Source organism: Phenylobacterium glaciei (assembly GCF_016772415.1).
Classification (GTDB): domain Bacteria; phylum Pseudomonadota; class Alphaproteobacteria; order Caulobacterales; family Caulobacteraceae; genus Phenylobacterium; species Phenylobacterium glaciei.
Genome location: NZ_JAGSGD010000001.1, coordinates 1 through 21,293, shown reverse-complemented (window position 1 = coordinate 21,293; position 21,293 = coordinate 1). Strand labels below are relative to the sequence as shown.

Annotated in this window: 23 protein-coding genes; 16 read left to right on the top strand and 7 right to left on the bottom strand. The window is 69.3% G+C overall.

What is annotated here, in order from left to right:
- Positions 1-148 precede the first annotated feature (148 nt).
- Genes JKL49_RS00110 through JKL49_RS00100 form a run of 3 tightly spaced genes read left to right on the top strand, consistent with a single transcriptional unit; the run spans position 149 to position 2,807 of the window.
- Entirely contained in the window at positions 149-1,381 is a 1,233-nt protein-coding gene (locus tag JKL49_RS00110) for an FAD-dependent oxidoreductase (protein ID WP_215337286.1), read from the top strand.
- Positions 1,381-1,731 carry a nuclear transport factor 2 family protein gene (locus tag JKL49_RS00105; RefSeq protein WP_215337284.1) on the top strand — a complete coding sequence of 117 codons (351 nt, stop codon included), beginning with the start codon at positions 1,381-1,383 and terminating at the stop codon, positions 1,729-1,731. The genes JKL49_RS00110 and JKL49_RS00105 overlap by 1 nt, the downstream gene beginning before the upstream one ends.
- Positions 1,728-2,807: a phosphotransferase gene (locus JKL49_RS00100; protein WP_215337282.1), complete on the top strand. Its 1,080-nt coding sequence runs from the start codon at positions 1,728-1,730 to the stop codon at positions 2,805-2,807. Before JKL49_RS00105 ends, JKL49_RS00100 begins: the two co-directional genes overlap by 4 nt.
- A gap of 110 nt (positions 2,808-2,917) precedes the next feature.
- Here the strand turns inward: JKL49_RS00100 and purU are convergent, their stop codons facing one another.
- Positions 2,918-3,757: a formyltetrahydrofolate deformylase gene (purU, locus tag JKL49_RS00095; protein ID WP_215337280.1), complete on the bottom strand. Its 840-nt coding sequence runs from the start codon at positions 3,755-3,757 to the stop codon at positions 2,918-2,920.
- A 118-nt stretch (positions 3,758-3,875) separates the two neighbouring features.
- Here purU and argE point away from each other — a divergent pair, with 118 nt between their 5' ends.
- A complete protein-coding gene (argE, locus tag JKL49_RS00090; RefSeq protein WP_215337278.1) occupies positions 3,876-5,045 on the top strand; it encodes an acetylornithine deacetylase in 1,170 nt (389 codons plus the stop codon).
- Positions 5,046-5,048: 3 nt separating this feature from the next.
- Here argE and JKL49_RS00085 read toward each other — a convergent pair whose 3' ends face one another.
- On the bottom strand, positions 5,049-6,035 hold the full coding sequence (locus tag JKL49_RS00085) for a glycosyltransferase family 2 protein (RefSeq protein WP_347340330.1): 987 nt from the start codon (positions 6,033-6,035) through the stop codon (positions 5,049-5,051).
- 61 nt (positions 6,036-6,096) lie between these two features.
- On the opposite strand from JKL49_RS00085, the gene rfbC reads away from it, so the two are divergent.
- From rfbC to JKL49_RS21145, 4 genes are read left to right on the top strand one after another with little or no spacing between them, the layout of a single operon-like run.
- Complete coding sequence (rfbC, locus tag JKL49_RS00080; RefSeq protein WP_215337274.1) at positions 6,097-6,651, top strand: dTDP-4-dehydrorhamnose 3,5-epimerase; 555 nt, start codon at positions 6,097-6,099, stop codon at positions 6,649-6,651.
- Positions 6,652-6,653: 2 nt separating this feature from the next.
- Positions 6,654-7,490 (top strand): acyl-CoA thioesterase, encoded by an 837-nt coding sequence (locus tag JKL49_RS00075; RefSeq protein ID WP_215337272.1) that lies wholly within the window; start codon positions 6,654-6,656, stop codon positions 7,488-7,490.
- A 20-nt stretch (positions 7,491-7,510) separates the two neighbouring features.
- Positions 7,511-8,095, top strand: a complete 585-nt coding sequence (locus JKL49_RS00070; protein WP_215337270.1) for a DedA family protein — start codon at positions 7,511-7,513, stop codon at positions 8,093-8,095.
- Positions 8,096-8,148: 53 nt separating this feature from the next.
- Positions 8,149-8,277: a hypothetical protein gene (locus tag JKL49_RS21145; RefSeq protein ID WP_283816587.1), complete on the top strand. Its 129-nt coding sequence runs from the start codon at positions 8,149-8,151 to the stop codon at positions 8,275-8,277.
- Between the two features lie 117 nt (positions 8,278-8,394).
- On the opposite strand, the gene JKL49_RS00065 is transcribed toward JKL49_RS21145, so the two are convergent.
- Positions 8,395-9,501, bottom strand: coding sequence for an NADH:flavin oxidoreductase (locus JKL49_RS00065; protein ID WP_215337268.1), 1,107 nt, complete (start codon positions 9,499-9,501; stop codon positions 8,395-8,397).
- Positions 9,502-9,628: 127 nt separating this feature from the next.
- Between JKL49_RS00065 and JKL49_RS00060 the strand changes: the two genes are divergently transcribed.
- The 7 genes from JKL49_RS00060 (at position 9,629) to JKL49_RS00030 (ending at position 16,144) form a co-directional block, all read left to right on the top strand.
- A complete protein-coding gene (locus JKL49_RS00060) occupies positions 9,629-10,054 on the top strand; it encodes a globin (RefSeq protein ID WP_215337267.1) in 426 nt (141 codons plus the stop codon).
- Positions 10,055-10,169: 115 nt separating this feature from the next.
- On the top strand, positions 10,170-11,588 hold the full coding sequence (locus JKL49_RS00055) for an MFS transporter (RefSeq protein WP_215337266.1): 1,419 nt from the start codon (positions 10,170-10,172) through the stop codon (positions 11,586-11,588).
- 163 nt (positions 11,589-11,751) lie between these two features.
- Complete coding sequence (locus tag JKL49_RS00050) at positions 11,752-12,870, top strand: patatin-like phospholipase family protein (protein ID WP_215337265.1); 1,119 nt, start codon at positions 11,752-11,754, stop codon at positions 12,868-12,870.
- Positions 12,867-13,652 (top strand): 3-hydroxybutyrate dehydrogenase, encoded by a 786-nt coding sequence (locus tag JKL49_RS00045; RefSeq protein WP_215337264.1) that lies wholly within the window; start codon positions 12,867-12,869, stop codon positions 13,650-13,652. The genes JKL49_RS00050 and JKL49_RS00045 overlap by 4 nt, the downstream gene beginning before the upstream one ends.
- A 92-nt stretch (positions 13,653-13,744) precedes the next feature.
- A complete protein-coding gene (locus JKL49_RS00040) occupies positions 13,745-14,662 on the top strand; it encodes a glutathione S-transferase family protein (RefSeq protein ID WP_215337263.1) in 918 nt (305 codons plus the stop codon).
- Positions 14,663-14,673: 11 nt separating this feature from the next.
- Positions 14,674-15,492, top strand: a complete 819-nt coding sequence (locus JKL49_RS00035) for a crotonase/enoyl-CoA hydratase family protein (RefSeq protein ID WP_215337262.1) — start codon at positions 14,674-14,676, stop codon at positions 15,490-15,492.
- A 7-nt stretch (positions 15,493-15,499) separates the two neighbouring features.
- The gene (locus tag JKL49_RS00030; RefSeq protein WP_215337261.1) at positions 15,500-16,144 is read left to right on the top strand and encodes a glutathione S-transferase family protein; all 645 of its coding nucleotides are present in this window, start codon (positions 15,500-15,502) and stop codon (positions 16,142-16,144) included.
- Here the strand turns inward: JKL49_RS00030 and queG are convergent.
- The 4 genes from queG to JKL49_RS00010 are packed head-to-tail and all read right to left on the bottom strand — an operon-like array spanning position 16,141 to position 20,005.
- The gene (queG, locus tag JKL49_RS00025; protein ID WP_215337259.1) at positions 16,141-17,250 is read right to left on the bottom strand and encodes a tRNA epoxyqueuosine(34) reductase QueG; all 1,110 of its coding nucleotides are present in this window, start codon (positions 17,248-17,250) and stop codon (positions 16,141-16,143) included. The two genes, JKL49_RS00030 and queG, sit on opposite strands and share 4 nt — an antisense overlap.
- Positions 17,231-17,905 (bottom strand): FtsZ-binding protein FzlA, encoded by a 675-nt coding sequence (gene fzlA / locus JKL49_RS00020; RefSeq protein WP_215337257.1) that lies wholly within the window; start codon positions 17,903-17,905, stop codon positions 17,231-17,233. The genes queG and fzlA overlap by 20 nt, the downstream gene beginning before the upstream one ends.
- A 40-nt stretch (positions 17,906-17,945) precedes the next feature.
- Entirely contained in the window at positions 17,946-18,878 is a 933-nt protein-coding gene (locus tag JKL49_RS00015; RefSeq protein ID WP_215337255.1) for a cation diffusion facilitator family transporter, read from the bottom strand.
- Positions 18,879-18,934: 56 nt separating this feature from the next.
- Positions 18,935-20,005 carry a citrate synthase/methylcitrate synthase gene (locus JKL49_RS00010; protein ID WP_215337253.1) on the bottom strand — a complete coding sequence of 357 codons (1,071 nt, stop codon included), beginning with the start codon at positions 20,003-20,005 and terminating at the stop codon, positions 18,935-18,937.
- 86 nt (positions 20,006-20,091) lie between these two features.
- Here JKL49_RS00010 and JKL49_RS00005 point away from each other — a divergent pair, with 86 nt between their 5' ends.
- A complete protein-coding gene (locus tag JKL49_RS00005; RefSeq protein ID WP_215337250.1) occupies positions 20,092-21,258 on the top strand; it encodes a citrate synthase in 1,167 nt (388 codons plus the stop codon).
- Positions 21,259-21,293 lie beyond the last annotated feature (35 nt).

Below are 21,293 nucleotides of genomic sequence, written 5' to 3'. Positions count from 1 at the left end.
TTCCCTTTAGACGGAATCGTCCAAAGGGATAAAAAGGGCTCTAATTCAAAAAGTTAGAGCATGTTTCGATCCGATAACCGGTTCCCACTTATCGGAACATGCTCTAGCCGCGCCGCCAGAGCGCCGGCCGAGGGACGGAACGCAAGTTATGGACTACGATCTGATCGTTGTCGGCGGCGGAATCGGTGGCTGCGCCTTGTCGGCCGTGATGGCGCAGGCGGGCGCCAAGGTCCTGCTGCTGGAGGCCTCCGAGGTCTACGAGGACAAGGTGCGCGGCGAGTGGATCGCCCCTTGGGGCGTCACCGAGGTCAAGCGCCTGGGACTCTACGACCTGCTGGTGGGGGCCGGCGGCCACCACATCGAGACCCACATCTCCTACGACGAGAACCGCACGCCCGAGGCGGCGCGATCCACGCCCGCCCCCTTGGGCGTCTTCGCGCCGGGCGTGCCCGGCCCCCTCTGCATCGGCCATCCGCACCACTGCCAGACCCTGTTTGACGAGGCCGTCCGCCGGGGCGTCGACGCCCGGCGTGGGGTGCAGGTGATGTCGGTGGCCGGCGGGGCTGCGCCCACGGTCACCTTCCGCCAGGGCGATCAGGAAACCACCGCCACCGCCCGCCTGCTGGTGGGCGCCGACGGCCGCGCCTCCAGGGTCCGCGAGACCCTGGGGATTCCCCTGCACCAGGACGCGCCGCACCACATGTTCGCTGGCATGCTGGTGGAGGGTGCGCCCGACTGGGACGAGAAGGTCCAGGCCATCGGGGTGGAGGGCGACTTCTCCTTCCTGGCCTTCCCGCAAGGCTCCGGCCGCGTGCGGCTCTATGGCAGCTATGGCCTCGATCAGCGGCGCCGGTTCGCAGGGCCGGACGGCGCGCAGGCCTTCCTGGAGGCCTTCCGCATGGAGTGCTCCCCCGACAATGTCCACCTGGCCGACGCCAGGCCGATCGGTCCGCTGCTGTCCTATTTCAACAACGACGCCTGGACCGACGCGCCCTTCGCGCCGGGCGCGGTGCTGGTGGGGGACGCCGGTGGCTGGAACGACCCGATCATCGGCCTGGGCCTCTCCATCACCTATCGCGACGTCCGCATCGTCACCGACATCCTCAAGGCGGAGGCTGACTGGGCCAAGGCCGACTTCACGCCCTATGGCGAGGAGCGGGCCGAGCGCATGCGCCGGCTGCGGTTCACCGCCGGCCTCGTCTCGACCCTGGAGGCCGAGTTCGGCGAGACAGCCCGGGCGCGGCGCGACAGCCTGCACGACCGCGCGAGCCAGGACGCCTCGCTGCGCGCCCACACCTTCGCGGTCATGGCCGGGCCCGAAGTCCTGCCGCCCGAGATCTTCACCCCCGAGCACCGCGCCCGCGTCCTGGGAGAGGCCTGATGGAAGATTTCAACCGCCGCTGGCTGGCCGCCTGGACCGCCAAGGATGTCGAGGCCCTGCTCACCTTCTACACCCCCGACACCCTCTATTTCGACCAGCGGACCGCCGCCGGCATCCAGGGGCATGACGCCCTGGCCGCCTACCTCAAGGGCCTGTTCGGCATGACCCCGTCGATGCGCTACGAGGCCGAGGCGGTCTGGGAGATCAAGGGCGGCTTCTGCGGCCGCTGGTACTGTACGATCGGCGACGCGGCGACGCCCGCCCTGCGCGGCTTTGACCTGGTGCTGATGGAGGGCGACCGGATCGCCCGCAACGAGGTCTATGTCCACACCCTGGGCGGCCCCGCGTGAGCGACCTGCCCATCGTCACCGACCCCTACGCCGTCGACGCCGCCTGGCTGACCGCCGCCCTCAACCGCGCCGGCGTCGCGGCCAAGGTGGAGGGCTTCACCACCGAGAAGGTCGGCGACGGGATGCTCGGCGAAAGCGTCCGCTTCAACCTGGCCTATGCCAGCCCCGTCGAAGGCGCGCCCACCAGCGTGGTGGGCAAGTTCCCCTCGGCCGACCCGGTCAGCCGCGCCACCGGCGGCGCCATCGGCCTCTATCTGAACGAGGTGCGCTTCTATCAGCAGATCGCCCACACGGTAGATATCCGCACGCCCAAGCCCTTCGTCGCCGAGATCGACACCGAGACCTTCGATTTCACCCTGCTGCTGGAGGACATGGGCCCGGCCCGGGGCGGCAACCAGCTGATCGGCTGCAGTCTCGCCGACGCCGAGACCGCCATGCGGGAGGCCGCCGCCCTGCACGGCCCCCGCTGGGGCGATGCGACCCTGGCCGATGTGGAGTTCCTCAACCGCCCGGCCATCGACGGGGGCGGGATCGCGGCGATGTTCGGCGGCATCATCACCGCCTTCCGCGCCCGCTACGAGGACCGCCTGGAGCCGGAGTACATGGCGATCTGCCAGGACTTCGCCGACCATATCGGGGCCTTCTACGAGGGGCCAGCCGCGCCCAGGACCCTGCAGCACCTGGATTTTCGCCTCGACAACATGTTGTTCGAGCCCCAGGGCGGCCGCTGGCCGCTCGCGGTGCTGGACTGGCAGTCTGTAGCCCTGGGGGCTGGCGTGCTGGACGTGGCCTATTTCATCGGCGCGGGCCTGCCGACCGAGATCCGCCAGCAGCACGAGCAGGACCTGCTGAAACAGTGGCTGGAGGCGCTGCGGAAGTATGGCGTCAGCTATGACTGGAACGAGGCCTGGACCGGCTATCGGCACTACCTCTTGCAGGGCGTGTTCACCGCCATCTTCGCCTCGGTCAGCACCAAGCAGACCGACCGCGGCGACGAGATGTTCCTGACCATGGCGCGCCGCCACTGCGCGCAGGCCGCCGACCTGGAGTCGATGACGCTGTTGCGGCAGGCCTAGACCCTTTCCGGATCAGGTTGATTCAACCTGACCGGACAAAAAGGGTCTATCTCGTTTGAGTTAGAGCATGTCCGGGCGGCGAACCGGTTCCCACTTGCGCCTGACATGCTCTAGTCGGTAAACACCACCGTCTTGCTCCCGTTGAGCAGCACCCGGTCCTCCAGCCGCCAGCGGACGGCGCGGGCCAGGACGCGGCGCTCGATGTCGCGGCCCTTGCGGATCAGGTCCCTGGGGGTGTCGCGGTGGCTGATACGCTCGACGTCCTGTTCGATGATCGGCCCCTCGTCGAGGTCGGCGGTGACGTAGTGGGCCGTGGCGCCGATCACCTTCACCCCGCGCTGGTGGGCCTGGTGATAGGGCCGCGCGCCCTTGAAGCCCGGCAGGAAGGAGTGGTGGATGTTGATGCAGCGGCCCTCCAGCTTGGCGGCCAGGCCGTCCGACAGCACCTGCATGTAGCGGGCGAGCACCACCAGTTCGGTGTCGGTCTCCTGGATCAGTTTCCAGAGGGCGGCCTCCTGCTCCATCTTGGTGTCGCGGGCGACCGGCAGGTGGTGGAAGGGCACGCCGGAGAGGTCCAGGTGCGCATAGGTGTCGGCGGCGTGGTTGGAGACCACGGCGGCCAGCGTCATGGGCAGTTCGCCGCGCCGCCAGCGGTAGAGCAGGTCGGCCAGGCAGTGGTCCTGCTGCGAGGCCAGGATCATCACCCGCTTCTTCACCTTCGAGTCGCGCAGGGTCCAGTCCATGCCGAACTCGCGGGCGTGGGGGGCGAAGGCCTGGCGCAGGACCTCGGCGCTCTCGTCTGCGGCGAACACCACCCGCATGAAGAAGCGGCCGGTCTCCTCGTCGTCGAACTGCTGGGCGTCGAGGATGTTGCCGCCGCGCTCGAACAGGAAGGCCGAGACGCGGGCGACAATGCCGGGGCGGTCGGGACAGGCGAGGGTCAGGATCATGGCCTTGCCTAAGGCTTGATCACGGCGCGGACGTCAAGTTCCGAACAGTTTGGATTGTCACGGTGAGTTGCGCCGCCGGCCGGGTGGAGCCGGCCCGCGCCCAAGGCTAGGGTGCCCCATGACCCTCACCGCCCGCGCCCTCGACATCCTCGCAACCCTGGTGGCCTTCGACACCACGTCGCGGCTTTCCAACCTCGCCCTCATCGAATGGGTGGAGGCCTATCTGGACGGCCACGGCGTGCCGCATCGCCGCGCGCCCAACCATGATGGGAGCAAGTCCAACCTGCTGGCCACCGTGGGACCGATGATCGAAGGCGGGGTGGTGCTGTCAGGCCACACCGACGTGGTCCCGGTGGACGGCCAGCCCTGGGTCACCGATCCCTTCAAGCTCACCCCCAAGGACGACGGCCGCATCTATGGGCGCGGGACCTGTGACATGAAGGGGTTCCTGGCCCTGGCCCTGGCCGCCGTGCCAGACTTGGTGGCGGCCGACCCGAAGAAGCCGGTCCACCTGGCCTTCTCCTATGACGAGGAGATCGGCTGCCTGGGCGCGCCGGACCTGATCGCCCTGATCGGCAAGGAGCTGCCGGCCCCAGCCCTGGTGGTGGTAGGCGAGCCCACCAACATGGAGGCGGTGCGCGGCCACAAGGGCATCATCAACCACCTGGTGACGGTGAACGGCTTCGAGGCCCATTCCAGCCAGACCCAGCTCGGCATCTCGGCCATCATGGAGGCTGTGCCGCTGATGGCGGCCGTTCGCGACCTGGCGGCGAAGCTGGAGCGCGAGGCTGATCCCGCCTCCCTGTTCACGCCCAAGCAGGCCACCATGACCATCGGCCTGGTCCACGGCGGCACGGCGGGCAACATCCTGGCCCGGGAGTGCGCCTTCCAGTTCGATCTGCGCTATGCCGCCGGCCTCGATCCCGACGCCCTGCTGGCGCCGTTCCTGGCCCAGTGCGCCGAGCTGGACGCCGCCCTGAAGGCCCGCTTCCCGGGCGCCGGCGTCAAGGTGGAGCGCAAGTCCTTCACGCCGCCGCTCGCCCCCGAGCCCGACGGCGCCGCCGAGGTCTTCGCGCGCCGCCTCACCGGCGACAACGGCCCGCCTCGGGTGGTGGCCTTCGCCACCGAGGCCGGCCAGTTCCAGCAGGCGGGCTTCTCCACGGTGATCTGCGGCCCCGGCTCCATCGACCAGGCCCACCAGCCCAACGAATATGTCGAGGCCGTCCAGATGGACCGCGGCGGCGCCTTCATGGAAAGGCTGGTGGAGTGGGCGGCGGCGGGGCAATAGCCCCTACCGCCGCTTGATCACCACCCGGCGCAGGAACAGATCAAAGGGGTTCCAGGTCATGGCGCGCGCGATGGCCCATGATCCCACGGTCCGGGTCGCCTGGGCCTCGCGACGGGCGGCGAGCGCGATGTCCAGGCCCTTCAACCCCGCCAGCAGCCCCCGCCAGGGCGCCTTGAACTCATGACGGTCGGCGTGTCGCAGGAACAGCAGGGCGGTGGTGAGGACGTGCAGGGGCAGGGTCAGCCAGAGCAGCAGCGGCGGGGTGTTCTTCACATAGACCCACAGCCGGTTGCGGGTGCCATGGAACACCGCGAAGGCCGACCGGGGTCCGCCTGAGGCCGTGGATCCCACGTGCCGAACGACGGCGGCGGGGACGACGATGGTCGGCTCGCCGATCAGCCGCATCCGGTAGCCGAAGTCGACGTCCTCGCAGTAGCAGAACAGCCGCTCGTCGAACCCCCCCAGTGTCAGGAAGAAGTCCCGTTCCACCAGCATCGCCCCGCCGCAGGCCGAGAACACCTGGCCGGCCGCCACGGGTCCCGGATCGCGGCCCATATAGCCGCCCCGGAAGGGAAACCCCGCCCCGGACATCACGTCCCCCAGGCCGTCCAGCAGGGTCGGGTCCTCCGCCATGAGCTGCCGTGAGGAGAAGCACTTCACATCGGGCCAGGTCCCTGTGGCCGCCATCAAGGTGGCCAGCCAGTCGGGATCGGCGAAGGCGTCGGGATTGATCAGGGCCATCCACCTTCCGGTGGCGAGCTGGGCTGCAAAATTGACCCCGGCGGCGAAGCCGAGGTTCGCGCCGGCCTCCACGAACCGCACGTGCGGATGGGCGGCGGCGGCGGCCTGTGGCGCACCGTCGCTGGAGGCGTTGTCCAGCAGGATGATCTCGTGGTCGGAAAATCCTTGGGCCGCCAGGGCCGCGAGGCAGGTTTCCAGATGGCGGCCGCTCTGATAGGCGACCACCACAATGCTGACGGCGGGCGTCAAAGACTTGTCTTTCGCGCCAACCCGCGCCATCGCAAGCGTCACTCCGTCCAACTGAGGCGCCATGACGACCATTACGCCCCTCGCCCTGCCCGAGGTTCTGCTTATCACGCCCAAGCGCCATGGCGATGCGCGGGGCTGGTTCGCGGAGACCTGGAGCCGGCGCGCGTTCGCCGAGCAGGGGTTGGACATCGACTTCGTGCAGGACAACCACGCCTTCAGCGGGCAGGTCGGCACCGTGCGCGGCCTGCACTTCCAGGCCGCCCCTCACCCCCAGGCCAAGCTGGTGCGGGTGGTGCGCGGCTCGATCCTTGATGTGGCCGTGGACATCCGATCGGGCTCGGCCACCTACGGCAAATGGGTCTCGGCCACCCTGACGGCGGAGGGCGGTGAGCAGCTGCTGGTTCCGCGCGGCTTCGCCCACGGCTACTGCACCCTGACCCCTGACACCGAGCTGGCCTACAAGGTCGACGGCCTCTACGCGCCGGAGACCGAGGGCTCCATTCTGTGGAACGACCCGGACCTGGCCATCGACTGGCCGGCCTTCGCGGGCTCGGTGGTGTCGGAAAAGGACAAGGCCGCCCAGCCCCTGAAGGACCTCAGCCCGGTGAGCTTCTGACCATGGGCGAGGTCAGCGAACTGGTCGCCATCCTGGAGCTCGAGCCCATCGAGCTGGACATGTTCCGCGGCCAGACCCCGGCCGGGGCCGGCAGCCGTATCTATGGCGGCCAGGTGGTGGCCCAGGCCATGGCGGCGGCCTATCTCAGCATCGACGACGGCAGGCTCTGCCACTCCATGCACGGCTATTTCATGCGGCCGGGCGACCCCAAGACCCCGATTCTGTTCCAGGTGGAGCGGGTGCGCGACGGCGGCTCCTTCGCCGTGCGCCGGGTGGTGGCCCTGCAGAACGGCAAGCAGATCTTCAACCTGGCCGCCTCTTTCCAGACCCCGGAGGAGGGGTTCGAGCACCAGTTCGACATGCCCGCCGCGCCCGCGCCCGACGCCCTGCTCAACGAGGAACAGCTGCGCGCCAAGGCCGGGCTCGATCCCAACAGCCGCCGCATCTGGCCCGTCGAGGTCCGCCCGGTCGATCCGTCCCCGCACGGGGTCGCCGAGGTGCGTGAGCCCAATGACATGTGCTGGTTCCGCGCCCGGGTCCCGCTGGGCGACGACGTGGCCCTCAACCAGTGCGCCCTGGCCTACGCCTCGGACATGACCCTGCTGGACGCTTCCCTGCGGCCCCACGCGGTGGACTGGGACTCCGGGCGGCTGCAGGTCGCCAGCCTCGACCACGCCCTGTGGTTCCACAAGGCCAGCGACTTCTCCCAGTGGCACCTCTATGTGCAGGACAGTCCCTCGGCCTCGGGCGGCCGCGGTTTCAATCGCGGATCGATCTATGGGCCGGGTGGCGCGTTGGTGGCGTCAGCCACTCAGGAAGCCCTGATCCGTTTCCGTTAGACCCGAAAGTTTCCCCGCCCATGGGCGACCTGCACAGCGCCCTCGTCGCCTACGGTCCGATCGCGGTCTTTCTGGGCGCGGCCTTCGAGGGGCAGACGGCGGTGATCGCCGGCGGCTTCCTGGCCCACCAGCACCTACTGCCCCTGTGGCTCAGCCTGAGCTGCGCGACGGCGGGGTCGTTCCTGATCGACCAGGGCCTATTCCTGGCCGGCCGCCGGTACCGCGCCGCCCGCTACGTGGTCCGCGCCGCCCAGACCCCGGCCTTCGCCAAGGCCCTGGAATTCATCGAGCGCTTCCCGATCAGCTACATCTTCGCCTTCCGCTACCTGTTCGGCCTGCGGATGGTCAGCCCCATCGCCATCGGGGTGTCGAAGATCGGGGCTCTGCGCTTCACCCTCCTGAACCTCGCCTCGGCTGCGCTATGGGCCGCCATCTTCACCCTGATGGGCTACTGGTTCGGCCAGACCATCGAGGCCACCTTCGGGCGCTATAAGGGGTTCGAGCACCACCTCACCGTGGCGGCCGTGGTGCTGGTGGGGGTCTTTGTCGTTTTCCACATCGGCAAGTGTGCCTGGCCGCACCTGAGGGCGCGCTTCTCCCGCTAGCCTCGGCGCGGCGGGGTCGATAGCTTCACCGCAAAGCTTTTGCGGGAGTTCCCATGCGTATCGGTTGGTTGGCGAGTGCTGCGGTTGCGGCGCTGGCCGACGTCACCACCCTGGAGAAGGTCGCCTTCGTGATGAAGGGCGGGACCGTCTACAAGGCCGACGGCAAGCCGGTGGCTCCATAAACCCGCTCATCCCGGCGAAGGCCGGGACCCAGATCGTAAGTCACGACCTGAGTCCGGAATCCTGAATTCGGTGGATGTACCTGGGCCCCGGCCTTCGCCGGGGTGAGCGGATGTGGGTTAGGCCACCACCGCCTCCGGCTCGGTCACAAAGCCCTTCCAGGTCGCCATGTAGTCGACGAAGGCCGGGCCCAGGCCCTCATGGCGCAGGTGCTCGCGGGTCACCGGCAGGCTTATGGGGGCGAAGTCCGGGTCGATCTCCACCCGGTGGACCCAATCGTGGTGCAGGATCGCGGCGCGGCCCAGCAGGACGAAGTCGGCGCCGGCCTCGAGCATGGCGCGCGCATCGGCGGCGCTCATGATCTTGCCGGCCACGCCGAGGCGCACATCGCCCCGGTCGAGCTCGGTGAAATAGCTCATCAGGGTGCGGCCCTTATAGGCCTCGTCCGCCGGCTCCTTGAAGGCGTCCCACAGGGACATGTCGAGGAAGTCGATCATCTTCTCGGCCATGACGTGCTGGGCGAAGTCGGCGATCTCGCGCAGGTCCAGGTCGAAGCGCTCGGGCGACAGCCGCAGGCCCAGCAGGAAGTCCGGTCCGCAGCGTTCGCGGACGCCCTTGAGGATCTCCACGATGATCCGGCCCCGATTCTCCGCCGAGCCGCCGTACGGGTCAGTGCGGCGGTTGAGGCCGGCGCTGAGGAATTGGCAGAGGATGTAGGAGTGGGCGCCGTGCACCTCGACCCCGTCGAAGCCGGCGGTCTTGGCCCGCACCGCCGCGACGATGAAGTCCTCCACCACCTGTTCGACCTCGGCGGTGGAAAGCCCGCGCGAGCCTGAGGCCTCGTCGTCCGACGGCCCCACCGGCTGGGTCCCGATCAGCGCCGCGGGCGAGCGGTAGCCGGCGTGGTGCAGCTGCACCACCGCCACGCTGTCGGCGGCCTTGATGGCGGTGGCCAGGCGGGTCAGGCCCGGAATGTGGTTATCCGACCAGATGCCCATCTGGCCGGGAAAGCCCTGGCCGATACGCTGCACGTGGGCCGCGCAGGTCATGGTCAGGCCAAAGCCGCCCTGGGCCCGCAGGGTCAGCCAGTGGAACTCGTCCTCCGACATGGTCCCGTCCACATGGCTCTGCAGGTTGGTGAGCGGGGCCAGCATCAGGCGGTTCTTCATGGCGGGGCCATGGGGGAAGGTCATCGGAGCGAGCAGGTTGGCGGGCAAGGCGGTCATCCGGTCTGGAGGCAGGGTCGCCGCAGTTGAAAGGTCCGCCGGCTCCGGCGCAAGCCCCACCGCGCCTAAGTGATTGCTGATAAGCTGAGCTCGCGCGATGATCCCCGCCTCACGCAGGAGCAAGACCATGAACGCGGATCTGATCGAGCAGAGCCTGGAACTGGCCGCCGAGCGCTGCGAAGACCTCACGCCTCTGGTCTATGCCCGGCTGTTCGCCGACCATCCCGAGATGGAGGCCCTGTTCTGGGACGACAAGAACTGGGCGATCCGTGGCGAGATGCTGGCCCAGGTGTTCTCCGCCATCCTCGATTTCATCGGCGAGCGGCTCTACGCCTCGACCCTGATCCAGACCGAGGTGATCACCCACGCCGGCTACGACGTGCCGCCGGACGTGTTCGCGATCTTCTTCAGCACGGTGGCCGCGACCCTCAAGGATGTGGTCGGCGGCGACTGGACGCCGGCCATCGACCAAGCCTGGACCAAGCTGCTGGCCGACCTCGACTACTACGTCACCCATCCGAACCAGGCCGAGACGGTCGGTGTGACGGTCTAGGCCCGATGTATTTGTTGTCATTCTTCGTTGCGCCTATTGCCCTAGGCTCGGGAAATCGCTTCCTGTGCGCGCGCAGAGCGCCACAGTTGAGCGGCGCCGGTCGGGAGCAGTCTTCGTGAACCCAGGCGCGTCAGGCTCCAGCAGGCTCAGCCTGCCCACCATTCTCGGCTTTTCGCTCTCCAACCTGCCGCTGGGGGCGCTCGCCGTCGCCGTGTCGGTCTATCTACCGCCCTATTTCGCAAGCCACCTCGGGGTGAGCCTGGCGGTGGTGGGCAGCACCTGGATGATCGTGCGGCTGCTGGATATCGGAGTGGACCCGGTCCTGGGCCTGGTGATGGACCGCACCCGCACGCGGATTGGCCGCTACCGGTTCTGGATGATCGTCGGCGCCCCGATCCTGATGCTGGCGGTCTACGCGCTCTTCCAGGCTCCGGCCGGCATAGGGACGGGTTACCTGATCAGCTGGCTGTTGATCTACTATCTCGGCACCTCGATCCTGGGCCTGGGGCATTCGGCCTGGGGCGCCAACCTGTCGACCACCTATCATGAGCGCTCTCGCCTGTTCGGCGTGGTGGCGGCGCTCGGCGTCATCGGGGCGGTGGTGGTGCTGCTGATCCCCATCGGCGCCAACGCCATGCACCGCAGCTTCGCCCAGACCGTGCCCGACATGGGCTGGTTCATCTTCTGGCTGGTGCCCCTCTCCATGGTCTGGATGGTGTTCCGCACCCCCGAGCGCATCGCGCCCGAGACGGACCACCCGCAGTTCCGTCTGCGCGACTACTGGTCGCTGCTGGTCAAGCCCGATCTGCTGCGGCTGTTCCTGGCCCAGATGTCCCTGACCCTGGGCCCCGGCTGGATGAGCGCCCTCTACATATTCTTCTTCACCGACAGCCGCGGCTATACCGGCACCGAGGCCTCGTCCCTGCTTCTGGTCTACGTCCTGGCGGGCATCCTCGGCGCGCCGCTGACCGCGCGCCTGGCCCAGAAGTTCTCCAAGCACCGCACCCTGATGGTCACCACCACGGCCTATTCCCTGGGCCTGTGCATGGTGATGGTGATCCCCAAGGGCAACGTCGTGGCCGCCATCCCGGTGATGTTCTGGTGCGGCTTCATGGCCGCCGGTTTTGACCTGATGATCCGCGCCATGCTGGCCGATGTCGGCGACGAAGTGCGGTTGGAGCAGGGCCAGGAGCGGATCAGTCTGATCTACGCCCTGAACAGCCTGGCCGGGAAGATCGCCTCGGCCTTCGCCATCGGGGTGACCTTCCCGCTGCTGGGCAAGCTCGGCTACAAGGCGGCCGAAGGCGCGGTCAACACCCCGGCCGCCATCCGCGCCCTCGAGTGGGCCTATATCGCCGGTCCCATCATCTTCGTCATGCTGGGGGGAGCCTGCATCTTCGGCTGGCGTCTGGACGCCGACCGCCACGCTCAAATCCGCCGCGACCTCGATGAGCGCGACGCCCTGTTCGCCGAAGCCCCCATCCTCGAGAGCCTCTCCGGCGAACCGGCGATCGCGGTGGTGGGGAAGGACTAAACCGCGGTGTCATCCCGGTTTCCGCGCCACGCGGAAGACCGGGACCCATACGCACCGATCTAGCCCGCACGTCCGCGCACGACAAAACTCTTTGCGCCTTTTGTGCGCCGCAATATGAGCGTGGATAGCCGAACCTCCTTCGGCTCCTTACCGACCGGTCTCCATGCCGACCTCCGCCGCCAACGCCCCCCGCCACGTCCTGGTCCTGCAGGGTGGCGGCGCGCTGGGCTCCTACCAGGCGGGCGTCTACGAGGCTCTGCACGAGGCCGGCGCCCAGCCCGACTGGCTGGCGGGCATCTCCATCGGCGCGATCAACTCCGCCATCATCGCCGGCAATCCGCGCGAGCGCAGGGTCGAGCGCCTCCGCGAATTCTGGATGCAGGTCACCTCCGGCTGGGAGATGCCCACCGGCTTCGGCGACCACGGCCGCGCGGCGGCCAGCGACGCCAGCGCGGCCTGGACCGCGACCGCCGGAGCCCCCGGATTCTTCACCCCCCGCTTCCCGACGCCCTTCTTCCAGCCGTCCGGCTCCCCCGCCGCGCTCAGCGTCTACGACACCGCGCCGCTGAAGGAGACCCTCGAGCGCCTCGTGGACTTCGACCGCGTCAATGCGCGGGAGACCCGGCTCTCGGTCGGGGCGGTCAATATCCGCACCGGCAACTTCGCCTATTTCGATAACGCCCATCAGAAGCTCGGCCCCGAGCACATCATGGCCTCGGGCGCCCTGCCGCCGGGCTTCCCGCCGGTGGAGATCGAAGGCCAGTTCTATTGGGACGGGGGTCTGGTTTCCAACACCCCCCTGGAATACGTGCTGGACGAGGACGAGCAGGACGACCTGCTGATCCATCAGGTGGACCTGTTCAATGCGCGCGGCCCCATGCCCCGCACCCTCGCCGAGGCTGCCGAGCGCGAGAAGGACATCCGCTATTCCAGCCGCACCCGGCTCAATACCGACGCGGCCCTGAAGATCCGCGAGGCCAAGACCGCCCTGCGCGCCCTGATGAAGATCCTGCCCGACGAACTGGCCGGCGATCCCAATGTCCAGTACCTGGCGGGCGTGGCCAAGGAGACCTCCACCCAGATCGTGCAGCTGATCTATCGCCGCAAACCCTATGAGGGCGGCTTCGCCGACTTCGAGTTCTCGCGGGCCACCATGCTCGACCACTGGGCTTCCGGCGTCGCCGACGCCCGCCGGGCGCTCAAGAAACAGACCGCCCCGCCGGCCCCCGGCAAGGCCGTCGCCTCCGACCCCAACAATCCCTCGCCAAGGACGCCGACATGATCCTGCAATCGAAATCCGCCGTGGTCACCGGCTCCACCAGCGGCATCGGCCTGGCCATCGCCCGGGCGCTCGCCGCCGAGGGGGCGAACGTTCTGATCAACGGCTTCGGCAAACCCGAGGACATCGAGAAGGAGCGGGCGGGCATCGAGACCGAGTTCGGGGTCAAGGCGATCTATTCCGCCGCCGACATGACCAAGCCCGCCGAGATCGCCACCATGATCGCCGACGCCGAGAAGGCCTTTGGCGCCGTCGACGTGCTGGTCAACAACGCCGGCATCCAGTTCGTCTCGCCGATCGAGGACTTCCCCATCGACAAGTGGGACCAGATCATCGCCATCAACCTGTCGGCCGCTTTCCACGCCATCCGCGCCGCCGTGCCGGGCATGAAGGCCCGCGGCTGGGGGCGGATCATCTCCACGGCCTCGGCCCACTCCCTGGTGGCCTCGCCCTTCAAGTCGGCCTATGTGGCCGCCAAGCACGGCATCGCGGGCCTCACCAAGACCGCGGCCCTCGAGCTCGCCACCCATGGCGTGACCGTCAACTGCATCAGCCCCGGCTACGTCTGGACCCCGCTGGTGGAGAACCAGATTCCCGCCACCATGGCCTCGCGCGGCCTGACGCGGGATCAGGTGATCAACGACGTCCTGCTGGAGGCCCAGCCCACCAAGGAATTCGTCACGCCTGAGGAGGTCGCCGCCATCGCCGTCTTCCTCTGCTCGCCGGCCGCCAAGCAGATGACCGGCGCCAACCTCTCGGTCGATGGTGGCTGGACGGCGGAGTAGGGGCTCCTGACGCGGCGTCAGAGTTTCCCGGCGCCGAATTCCGTGACAGCGTAATCCCGCGTCGGGCCTTCAGAGCCCGCCAGGGAGACGTCATGACCGGGATCATCCTGCACCACTACGAGGCCTCGCCCTTCTCCCAGAAGGTGCGCTGTTTCCTGGGGCTGAAGGGGCTGGCCTGGTCCTCGGTGATCACGCCGAACATGATGCCCAAGCCGGACCTGACGCCGCTCACCGGCGGCTATCGCCGCGCGCCGGTGATGCAGATCGGCGCCGACGCCTATTGCGACACCCAGGTGATCCTGGCCGAGATCGAGCGCCGCGCGCCCAATCCGCCGGCCGTCACCGGCCCCGACTGGGCGGTGAACTTCTGGGCCGACCGGCTTTTCTTCCAGACCACCGTGCCGGTGATCTTCGGCGAGATCGGCGACGCCGTACCCAAGGCCTTCCTCGACGATCGCGAGAAACTCTCAGGCCGGCCCTTCGACGTCGCCGCCATGAAGGGCGCGGCCGGCGTCATGCGGCCGCAGTGGCGGGCCCACGCCGCCTGGATCGACAAGGGGCTGGCGATCCATCCCTTCCTGTCGGGCGAGCGGCCGGGCCTTTCGGATGTCGCGGCCTATATGAATATCGTCTGGCTCTCGAGCGCCCTGCCGGGGACCGCCAAGACCCTGATGGCCGGCCTCACCCGCATCCCCGACTGGGCCGAGAAGATGATGGCGCTGGGGGAAGGCGCCCGCGAGGAGATGGCCGGCCGCGTAGCCCTGGAGATCGCCCGGGACACCATGCCCAGCCCGGCGCCCGACCATGACCCCGCCGACGCCCTGGGCCTCGATCCCGGAACCCATGTGACGGTGATGGCCGACGACTATGGCCGCGATCCCATCGCCGGCACCCTGGTGGCCGCCACGCCCGACCGGCTGGTGATCGCCCGCGACTCCGCCGAGCTCGGCGCCCTGCACATCCATTTCCCCCGCGCAGGCTACGTGGCCGTGCGCGCCCGACCCCTTTGAAGGAGCCCGTCATGGAAGAGCGTATCAAGGTTGATCTGAAGGACGGCGTCGCCGACGTGCGCCTGGTCCGCGTCGACAAGATGAACGCCCTCGACGACCACATGTTTCAGGCCCTGATCGACACGGGCGAGGAGCTGAAGACGCGGCCGGGCGTCCGCGCCATCGTGCTGTCCGGCGAGGGCAAGGCCTTCTGCGCCGGCCTCGACATGGGCAATTTCGGCAAGATGGCCTCGGGTGAGCGCTCGGGCGGCCAGTCCTCCACCGGCGAGGCCCTGCTGACCCCGAAGCGGACCCCGGGCGGCTCCAACCGCGCCCAGCACGCGGTGATGGTCTGGCGCGAGCAGACCGTGCCGGTGATCGCCGCCATCCACGGCGTGGCCTTCGGCGGCGGCTTCCAGCTGGCGCTGGGCGCCGACCTGCGCTTCGTCACCGCCGACACCCGCATGGCGGTGATGGAGATCAAGTGGGGCCTGGTCCCCGACATGGGCGGCGTGGTCTTGATGAAGCGCCTGGTGCGCGACGACGTGGTCCGGGAGCTGACCTATACCGGCCGCATCTTCAACGGCGAGGAGGCCCTGCAGATGGGCTTCGCCACCCGCGTCTGCGCCGACCCCCGCGCCGAGGCCCTGGCGCTGGCCGCCGAGATCGCCGCGAAGAACCCGGACGCCATCAAGGGCTCCAAGCGCTTGCTGGACATGGCCCACGACGCCGACCAGCACGCCATCCTGCTGGCCGAGAGCCAGGAACAGGGCGCCTTGATCGGCTCGCCCAACCAGGTCGAGGCGGTAATGTCGAACATGCAGAAGCGCGCCGCCGTCTATGCCGACTAGAGCCCGCGTGATCACGCTCTATCACTGCGCCGATGCGCGCTCCTTCCGGGCCCTTTGGGCCCTGGAGGAGCTGCGCCTTGCCTATGAGCTTAAAGTCCTGCCCTTCCCGCCCCGGGTGCTGGCGCCCGACTATCTGGCGGAAAATCCGCTGGGCACCATTCCCCTGCTGGTGGACGGCGCGACCCGGATGACCGAGAGCGCGGCCATCATCCAGTACCTGGCCACCCGCGACGGCCCCTCCGCCCTGTCGGTGGAGCCGGGCGATCCCGCCTATGGCGACTGGCTGAACGGCCTGCACTTCGGCGAGGCGACGCTCACCTTCCCCCAGACCCTGGTGCTCCGCTACACGCGCCTGGAGCCCAAGGACCGCCGTAACCCCCAGGTCGCCGACGACTACGGCCGCTGGTTCAATGCCCGGCTGAAGGGGCTGGAACCGAGGCTCGCCACCAACAGCGGCTGGTACTGCGCGGGGCGGTTCACGGGGGCGGATATCTCGGTGGGCTATGCCCTGCTGCTGGCGGAGACGCTCGGGCTGGACGCGCGGTTCAGTCCGGCCGTGGCGGACTACTGGACGCGGCTGCAGGGGCGCGAGGGGTTCGTGAGGGGGAAGGCGGCGCAGAGCGACGCCCCGGCTCCCAGCTGGCAAACCTAGACGGCCTCCCACTCCATCAGCACCTCGACATCCGCTTCGCTCTGACGGAGGCGCAGCGCCTCGAACGCCACCGCACTCAACAACCGCCTCAGCGCCCACACCGCCGCGCCGCGCACCAGGGCCGACGGATCGCTCAGCAACCCCTCCGCCACCTCCGCCAACCCCACGTCCCCTGAATTCCCCACCGCGTAGAGCACGTTCCTCACGAACCGCTCGCGGCCGATCCGCTTCACCGGGCTCTTTGAGAACAGCGCCCGGAAGCTCGGATCATCCAGTCCCGCCAGTTCCCGCAGGCCCGGCGCCTTCAACGCGTCGCGCGCATGCAGCCGCTGTTCCCGCGCGGTCTGCGCGAACTTGTTCCAGGGGCAGACCGCCAGGCAGTCGTCGCAGCCATAGATGCGGTTGCCCAGGGCCGCGCGGAACTCCCGCGGGATCGGCCCCTTCAGCTCGATGGTCAGGTAGGAGATGCAGCGCCGGGCATCCAGCTGGAACGGCGCCGGGAAGGCCTTCGTCGGGCAGATGTCCAGACAGGCCTGGCAGGAGCCGCAGTGCTCCAACTCCGGGGCGTCGGGCGCGATCTCCAGCTCGGTCAGGATCGAGCCCAGGAACAGCCAGGAGCCGAACTCCCGGCTCACCAGGTTGGTGTGCTTGCCCTGCCAGCCGAGGCCGGCCCGCGCCGCCAGCGGCTTTTCCATCAAGGGCGCGGTGTCGACGAACACCTTCAGCTCGCCGCCGAACTTGGCCGCCAGCCAGGAGGCCAGCTGTTTGAGCCGCCCCTTGATCAGCTCGTGATAGTCGTCGCCCTGGGCATAGGCCGAGATCACGCCCCGATCCTTGTGCGCCAGGGCCTCCAGAGGATTGGCGTCCGGCCCATAATTGACCCCCAACATGATCGCCGAGCGGGCCCCGCCCCACATGGCGTTAGGGTGAGCGCGGCGCTCGGCGGTGGTGGCCATCCAATCCATCTCGCCGTGGCGGCCGTGGTCGATAAAGTCCAGCAACCGGCCGCCCGCCGCCCACGCCTCTTCGACGCGCGCGAAGCGGCAGGCGTCGAAGCCCAGTTCGCAGGCCTTCTCGCGGATCAGGTCAGAAGTCGAGGTCGTCATAATGCGGCGCCGGCGCGAGGCCGGGCCAGCGGTCGGCCAGCAGCGGCCGGAATGCCGGCCTCGATTTCAGCTTCATGTACCAGGTCTTGACGGCTTGGAAGTCCGCCCAGGGCACGTCGCCGAAATAGTCGATCACCGAGAGGTGGGCCGCCGCCGCGAAATCGGCCAAGGACAGCCGCGTGCCGGCCAGCCAGTCGCGGTCGGCCAGCAAGCTGTCGATATAGAGCATGTGGCCGCGCAGCGCCTCGCGCCCCTGGCGCAGGGAGGCCAGGTCGGGCGCGCCCAGGCCCAGCAGCCGCTTCTCCATCTTCTCGTGCAGGATGAAGCCACCGACCTCGTAGTCGAACTTGCGGTCGAACCATTGCAGCAGGCGCCGCGCCTCGGCCCGTTCGGCCGGCTCGCGGCCCAGCAGGGCGGGTTCGGGATAGGTCTCTTCCAGGTGATCCAGGATCGCCCGGCTCTCGCAGAGCACCAGCGGCCCCTCGGTCAGGACAGGCGTCAGGCCCGAGGCGTTGAGGCTCACCAACTCCTTGGGCCGCTCCCAGTAGCGCACCGTCTGCTCGGTGAACGCCAGGCGCTTTTCCCCCAGCGCCAGGCGCACCTGGCGCGAGGCGGGGTCGAGGGGGAAATGGTGCAGGATGCGGTCGGGGGTCATGGAACGCGCTGGTCTACCACGGGTCGCGTTAAGGGCGCGTTTACTGCGCCTGCTCCGCGAACGCCCCGCCGTGCGGCTCCGCCCGGCCGCGGGGGTCGGCATGGATCAGGATATCGGCGTGGGGGAACTGCGCCAGAATGCGTCCCTCGGCCTCGACGATGACCCGATGCGCCGCCTCCAGGGTCAGGTCCGGGTCGAGGTCCACGTGCATCTGCATGTGGACATAGGGTCCCGAGGCCCGCGTGCGCAGCTGGTGCACGTCGGTCAGGCGCGGGTCCTGGGCCACCAGCTCGACAATGCGGACGCGGTCGGCGTCGGGCAGCTCATGGTCCAGCAGCTGGCCCGAGGCCTCGCGGAACACCCCGATGGCGGCCCACAGCAGCAGGGCGGCGACGGCGAGGCCTGCGAAGGCGTCTAGGCTGAGCCAGCCCAGCCAGGCTGCCGCGCCGATACCGGCGAGCGCGATGATGTTGGAGGCCACATCGGTCATGTAGTGGGCGCGGTCGCCGGACACCGCCACCGAGTTGGTCTGTTTCAGCACCCGCCCCTGGGCCACGATCAGCAGGGCGGTGAGCGCCGTGGAGACCGCCATCACCGCGACGGCCCAGCCTTCGTTGGCGACCGGGGTCGGGTGCAGGATGTGGACAATGGCTTCCTGGCCGATCAGGGCGGCCGAGGCGAAGACCAGGCCGGCCTGGGTCAGGCTGGCGAAGGCCTCGGCCTTGCCGTGCCCGAACCGGTGCTCGGCGTCCGGCGGCGCCTGGGCGTAGCGGACGGCGTAGAAGGTCACCAGGCTGGCGATCAGGTCCAGCCCTGAGTCCGCCGCCGAGGCCAGCAGGGCTACGGAGCCGGAGATCAGCCAGACCCCGGCCTTGATCACCACCAGCACCGTGGCCGTGGCCACCGACAGCAGGGTGATGCGCCGGGTCAGGGCGGCAGCGGTCTTGGGGTCGAGGCCGGCGGGGGCTTGCATGGATCCTATCTAGTGCGGCCCTGCACGCGACCCCAGCGCTAACGACTCTCAGGTCATCACGCCGCGGCGCGCGGTGTGGGCCCCACATAGACCGACTGCGGCCGGATCAGGCGGCCGCCGGCCAGCTGCTCGCGGGCGTGGGCGATCCAGCCGGCCGTCCGTCCCATGGCGAAGACGCAGGTGAAGGCCGAGGGCGGAAAGGCCAGGGCCTCCAGCAGGAGCGCGGTGTAGAACTCCACATTGGTGTCCAGCGACCGGTCAGGCTTGTGGGCCTTGAGGATCTCCAGCACCGCCCGCTCGACGGCCTCGGCGAATTCCAGGCGACCGGCCCGGGTGCCCATCCGCCGGATGGCGCCTTTCAGGGCGTCGGCGCGGGGATCGCGGACCCGGTAGACCCGGTGGCCAAAGCCCATCAGCCGGTCGCCGCGGGCGAGCGCCGCCTCGATCCAGGGCCGGGCGTTCTCCGCCCCGCCGATGCCGTCCAGCATGTCGATGATTGGTCCCGGCGCGCCGCCGTGCAGCGGCCCCTTGAGCGCGCTGATCCCGGCCAGCACCGCAGACCCCAGGCCGGCCCGGGTGGAGGCCACGACGCGGGCGGCGAAGGTCGAGGCGTTGAGCCCGTGGTCGCTCACCGTCACCAGATAGGTGTCCAGGGCCTCGGATTCGGCCTGGTTGGGCGCCTTGCCCAGCATGCGCAGAATGTCGGCGGCGTGGCCCAGCGAGGTGTCGGGCGCGATCGGCGCCTCGCCGGCCTGGCCGCGAACCACGGCGGCGGTGAAGACGGCGGGTGCGGCCAGCAGGCGCAGGGCGGTGGCCAGGTCGTCCCCGTCCGACAGCCGGGCGGTGAGCGCCCGCATGGCCTCGATGGGGCTCAGCGCCAGGATCCCGGTGTCCATCGCCGAGACCTCGGCGAACACCTCGGCCCGGGCGGCCGCGAGCGGCCCCGCCAGGTCGGCGGGCAGGTGGTCGAAGAACCCATCCCAGAGCAGGCGGGTGACCTCCTCGAAGGTGGCGCGGCCCGCCAGGTCGTCGAGCGACCGGCCGCGGATGATCAGCCGTCCGGCCGCGCCGTCTACGTCGGACATCACGGTGTGGGCGGCGACGACGTCTTCAAGTCCATCCGACATGGGAGGGCTCCTTTTCCAAACTTGCTAAGGGCGATATTTGCCTCCAAGCTAGGTGCGTCAATCTTGATCAATATAATCAACATAAGATGCCCCAGACCAAGGCCAACGACTGGATCGGCGCCGACGAGGCCCGCGAGCGGCTCGGCGTGAGGCCCCAGACCCTCTACGCCTATGTCAGCCGCGGCCGGGTCCAGACCCGCATCGATCCCGGCGACCCGCGCCGCAGCCTCTACCGCTCGGCGGACATCGCCGCCCTGGTTCAGCGCAAGACCCGCAGCCGAAAGGCCTCGGAGGTGGCGGCCGGCGCCATCGCCTGGGGCGAGCCGGTGCTGGTCTCGGCCATCACCACCATTTCCCAGGGCCGGCTGTTCTACCGGGGTCGCGACGCCATCGAACTGGCCGAGACCGAGACCCTGGAGTCCGTCGCGCGCCTGTTGCGGGGCGGCCACGGCGCGGCCCTGAAGCGCACCGACCGGCCGCAGCCGCCGGAGGGCGCCGGCATGACCGCCCGGGCCTTCCTGGCGCTGGCGGCGCGGGCGGGGGTGGACGCCCCGGCGCTTGGCCGTCACCCCCTGGCCCTGGCCGTCGAGGCCGCCACCCTGCTGGACGTGCTTACCGACGCCATCGCCGGCGAGGTGGGCGGCGGGGCGATCCACAACCGCCTGGCCTTCGCCTGGGGTCTGGGTCCTGGCGGTCCGGGGGCGGACCTGGTGCGCCGGGTGCTGGTGCTGCTGGCCGACCACGAGCTCAACCCCTCGGCCTTCGCCGCCCGGGTGGCCGCGTCGACCGGGGCGTCCCTGGCGGCGGCCTCCCTGGCGGGTCTCGCCACCCTGTCAGGCCCACGCCACGGCGGGGCGCCGGCGGCGATCCGGGGCTTCGCGGCCGAGGCCGCCCAGGGCGGGGCGCGGGCGGTGGTGGCGTCACGCCTGGCGGAGGATCGCCTGCTGCCCGGCTTCGGCCACCAGCTCTATCCTGACAAGGATCCCAGGGCGGCGGCCCTGCTGGACCGTTTCAAGCTGACCTCGGAGATGGCCAGCCTGCGGGCGGCGGTGGAGGACATCACCGGCCTGCCGCCCAATATCGACTTTGCCCTGGTCGCGATGTCCGACGCCCTGAAGCTCCCCCGCGACGCCCCCTTCGCCCTCTTCGCCACCGCCCGCTGCGCCGGCTGGATCGCCCACGCCATCGAGCAGGGCCAGACCGGCGCGCTGATCCGGCCGCGGGCGCGGTATGTTGGGGTTGAGGTGGCGTAAGGCGTCGCCGCCTCCCCTCCTCTCCCCCCTGGGGG

Excerpts from the sequence above, each read along its gene's own strand:
- JKL49_RS00010 (WP_215337253.1), bottom strand. The coding sequence starts at position 20,005 with ATGTCGGATGGACTTGAAGACGTCGTCGCCGCCCACACCGTGATGTCC.
- JKL49_RS00045 (WP_215337264.1), top strand. The coding sequence starts at position 12,867 with ATGATCCTGCAATCGAAATCCGCCGTGGTCACCGGCTCCACCAGCGGC.
- JKL49_RS00075 (WP_215337272.1), top strand. The coding sequence starts at position 6,654 with ATGGGCGAGGTCAGCGAACTGGTCGCCATCCTGGAGCTCGAGCCCATC.
- JKL49_RS00110 (WP_215337286.1), top strand. The coding sequence starts at position 149 with ATGGACTACGATCTGATCGTTGTCGGCGGCGGAATCGGTGGCTGCGCC.
- JKL49_RS00065 (WP_215337268.1), bottom strand. The coding sequence starts at position 9,501 with ATGACCGCCTTGCCCGCCAACCTGCTCGCTCCGATGACCTTCCCCCAT.
- JKL49_RS21145 (WP_283816587.1), top strand. The coding sequence starts at position 8,149 with ATGCGTATCGGTTGGTTGGCGAGTGCTGCGGTTGCGGCGCTGGCCGAC.
- JKL49_RS00070 (WP_215337270.1), top strand. The coding sequence starts at position 7,511 with ATGGGCGACCTGCACAGCGCCCTCGTCGCCTACGGTCCGATCGCGGTC.
- fzlA (WP_215337257.1), bottom strand. The coding sequence starts at position 17,905 with ATGACCCCCGACCGCATCCTGCACCATTTCCCCCTCGACCCCGCCTCG.
- purU (WP_215337280.1), bottom strand. The coding sequence starts at position 3,757 with ATGATCCTGACCCTCGCCTGTCCCGACCGCCCCGGCATTGTCGCCCGC.
- queG (WP_215337259.1), bottom strand. The coding sequence starts at position 17,250 with ATGACGACCTCGACTTCTGACCTGATCCGCGAGAAGGCCTGCGAACTG.
- JKL49_RS00005 (WP_215337250.1), top strand. The coding sequence starts at position 20,092 with ATGCCCCAGACCAAGGCCAACGACTGGATCGGCGCCGACGAGGCCCGC.
- JKL49_RS00050 (WP_215337265.1), top strand. The coding sequence starts at position 11,752 with ATGCCGACCTCCGCCGCCAACGCCCCCCGCCACGTCCTGGTCCTGCAG.
- JKL49_RS00035 (WP_215337262.1), top strand. The coding sequence starts at position 14,674 with ATGGAAGAGCGTATCAAGGTTGATCTGAAGGACGGCGTCGCCGACGTG.
- JKL49_RS00060 (WP_215337267.1), top strand. The coding sequence starts at position 9,629 with ATGAACGCGGATCTGATCGAGCAGAGCCTGGAACTGGCCGCCGAGCGC.
- JKL49_RS00015 (WP_215337255.1), bottom strand. The coding sequence starts at position 18,878 with ATGCAAGCCCCCGCCGGCCTCGACCCCAAGACCGCTGCCGCCCTGACC.
- rfbC (WP_215337274.1), top strand. The coding sequence starts at position 6,097 with ATGACGACCATTACGCCCCTCGCCCTGCCCGAGGTTCTGCTTATCACG.
- JKL49_RS00105 (WP_215337284.1), top strand. The coding sequence starts at position 1,381 with ATGGAAGATTTCAACCGCCGCTGGCTGGCCGCCTGGACCGCCAAGGAT.
- JKL49_RS00040 (WP_215337263.1), top strand. The coding sequence starts at position 13,745 with ATGACCGGGATCATCCTGCACCACTACGAGGCCTCGCCCTTCTCCCAG.
- argE (WP_215337278.1), top strand. The coding sequence starts at position 3,876 with ATGACCCTCACCGCCCGCGCCCTCGACATCCTCGCAACCCTGGTGGCC.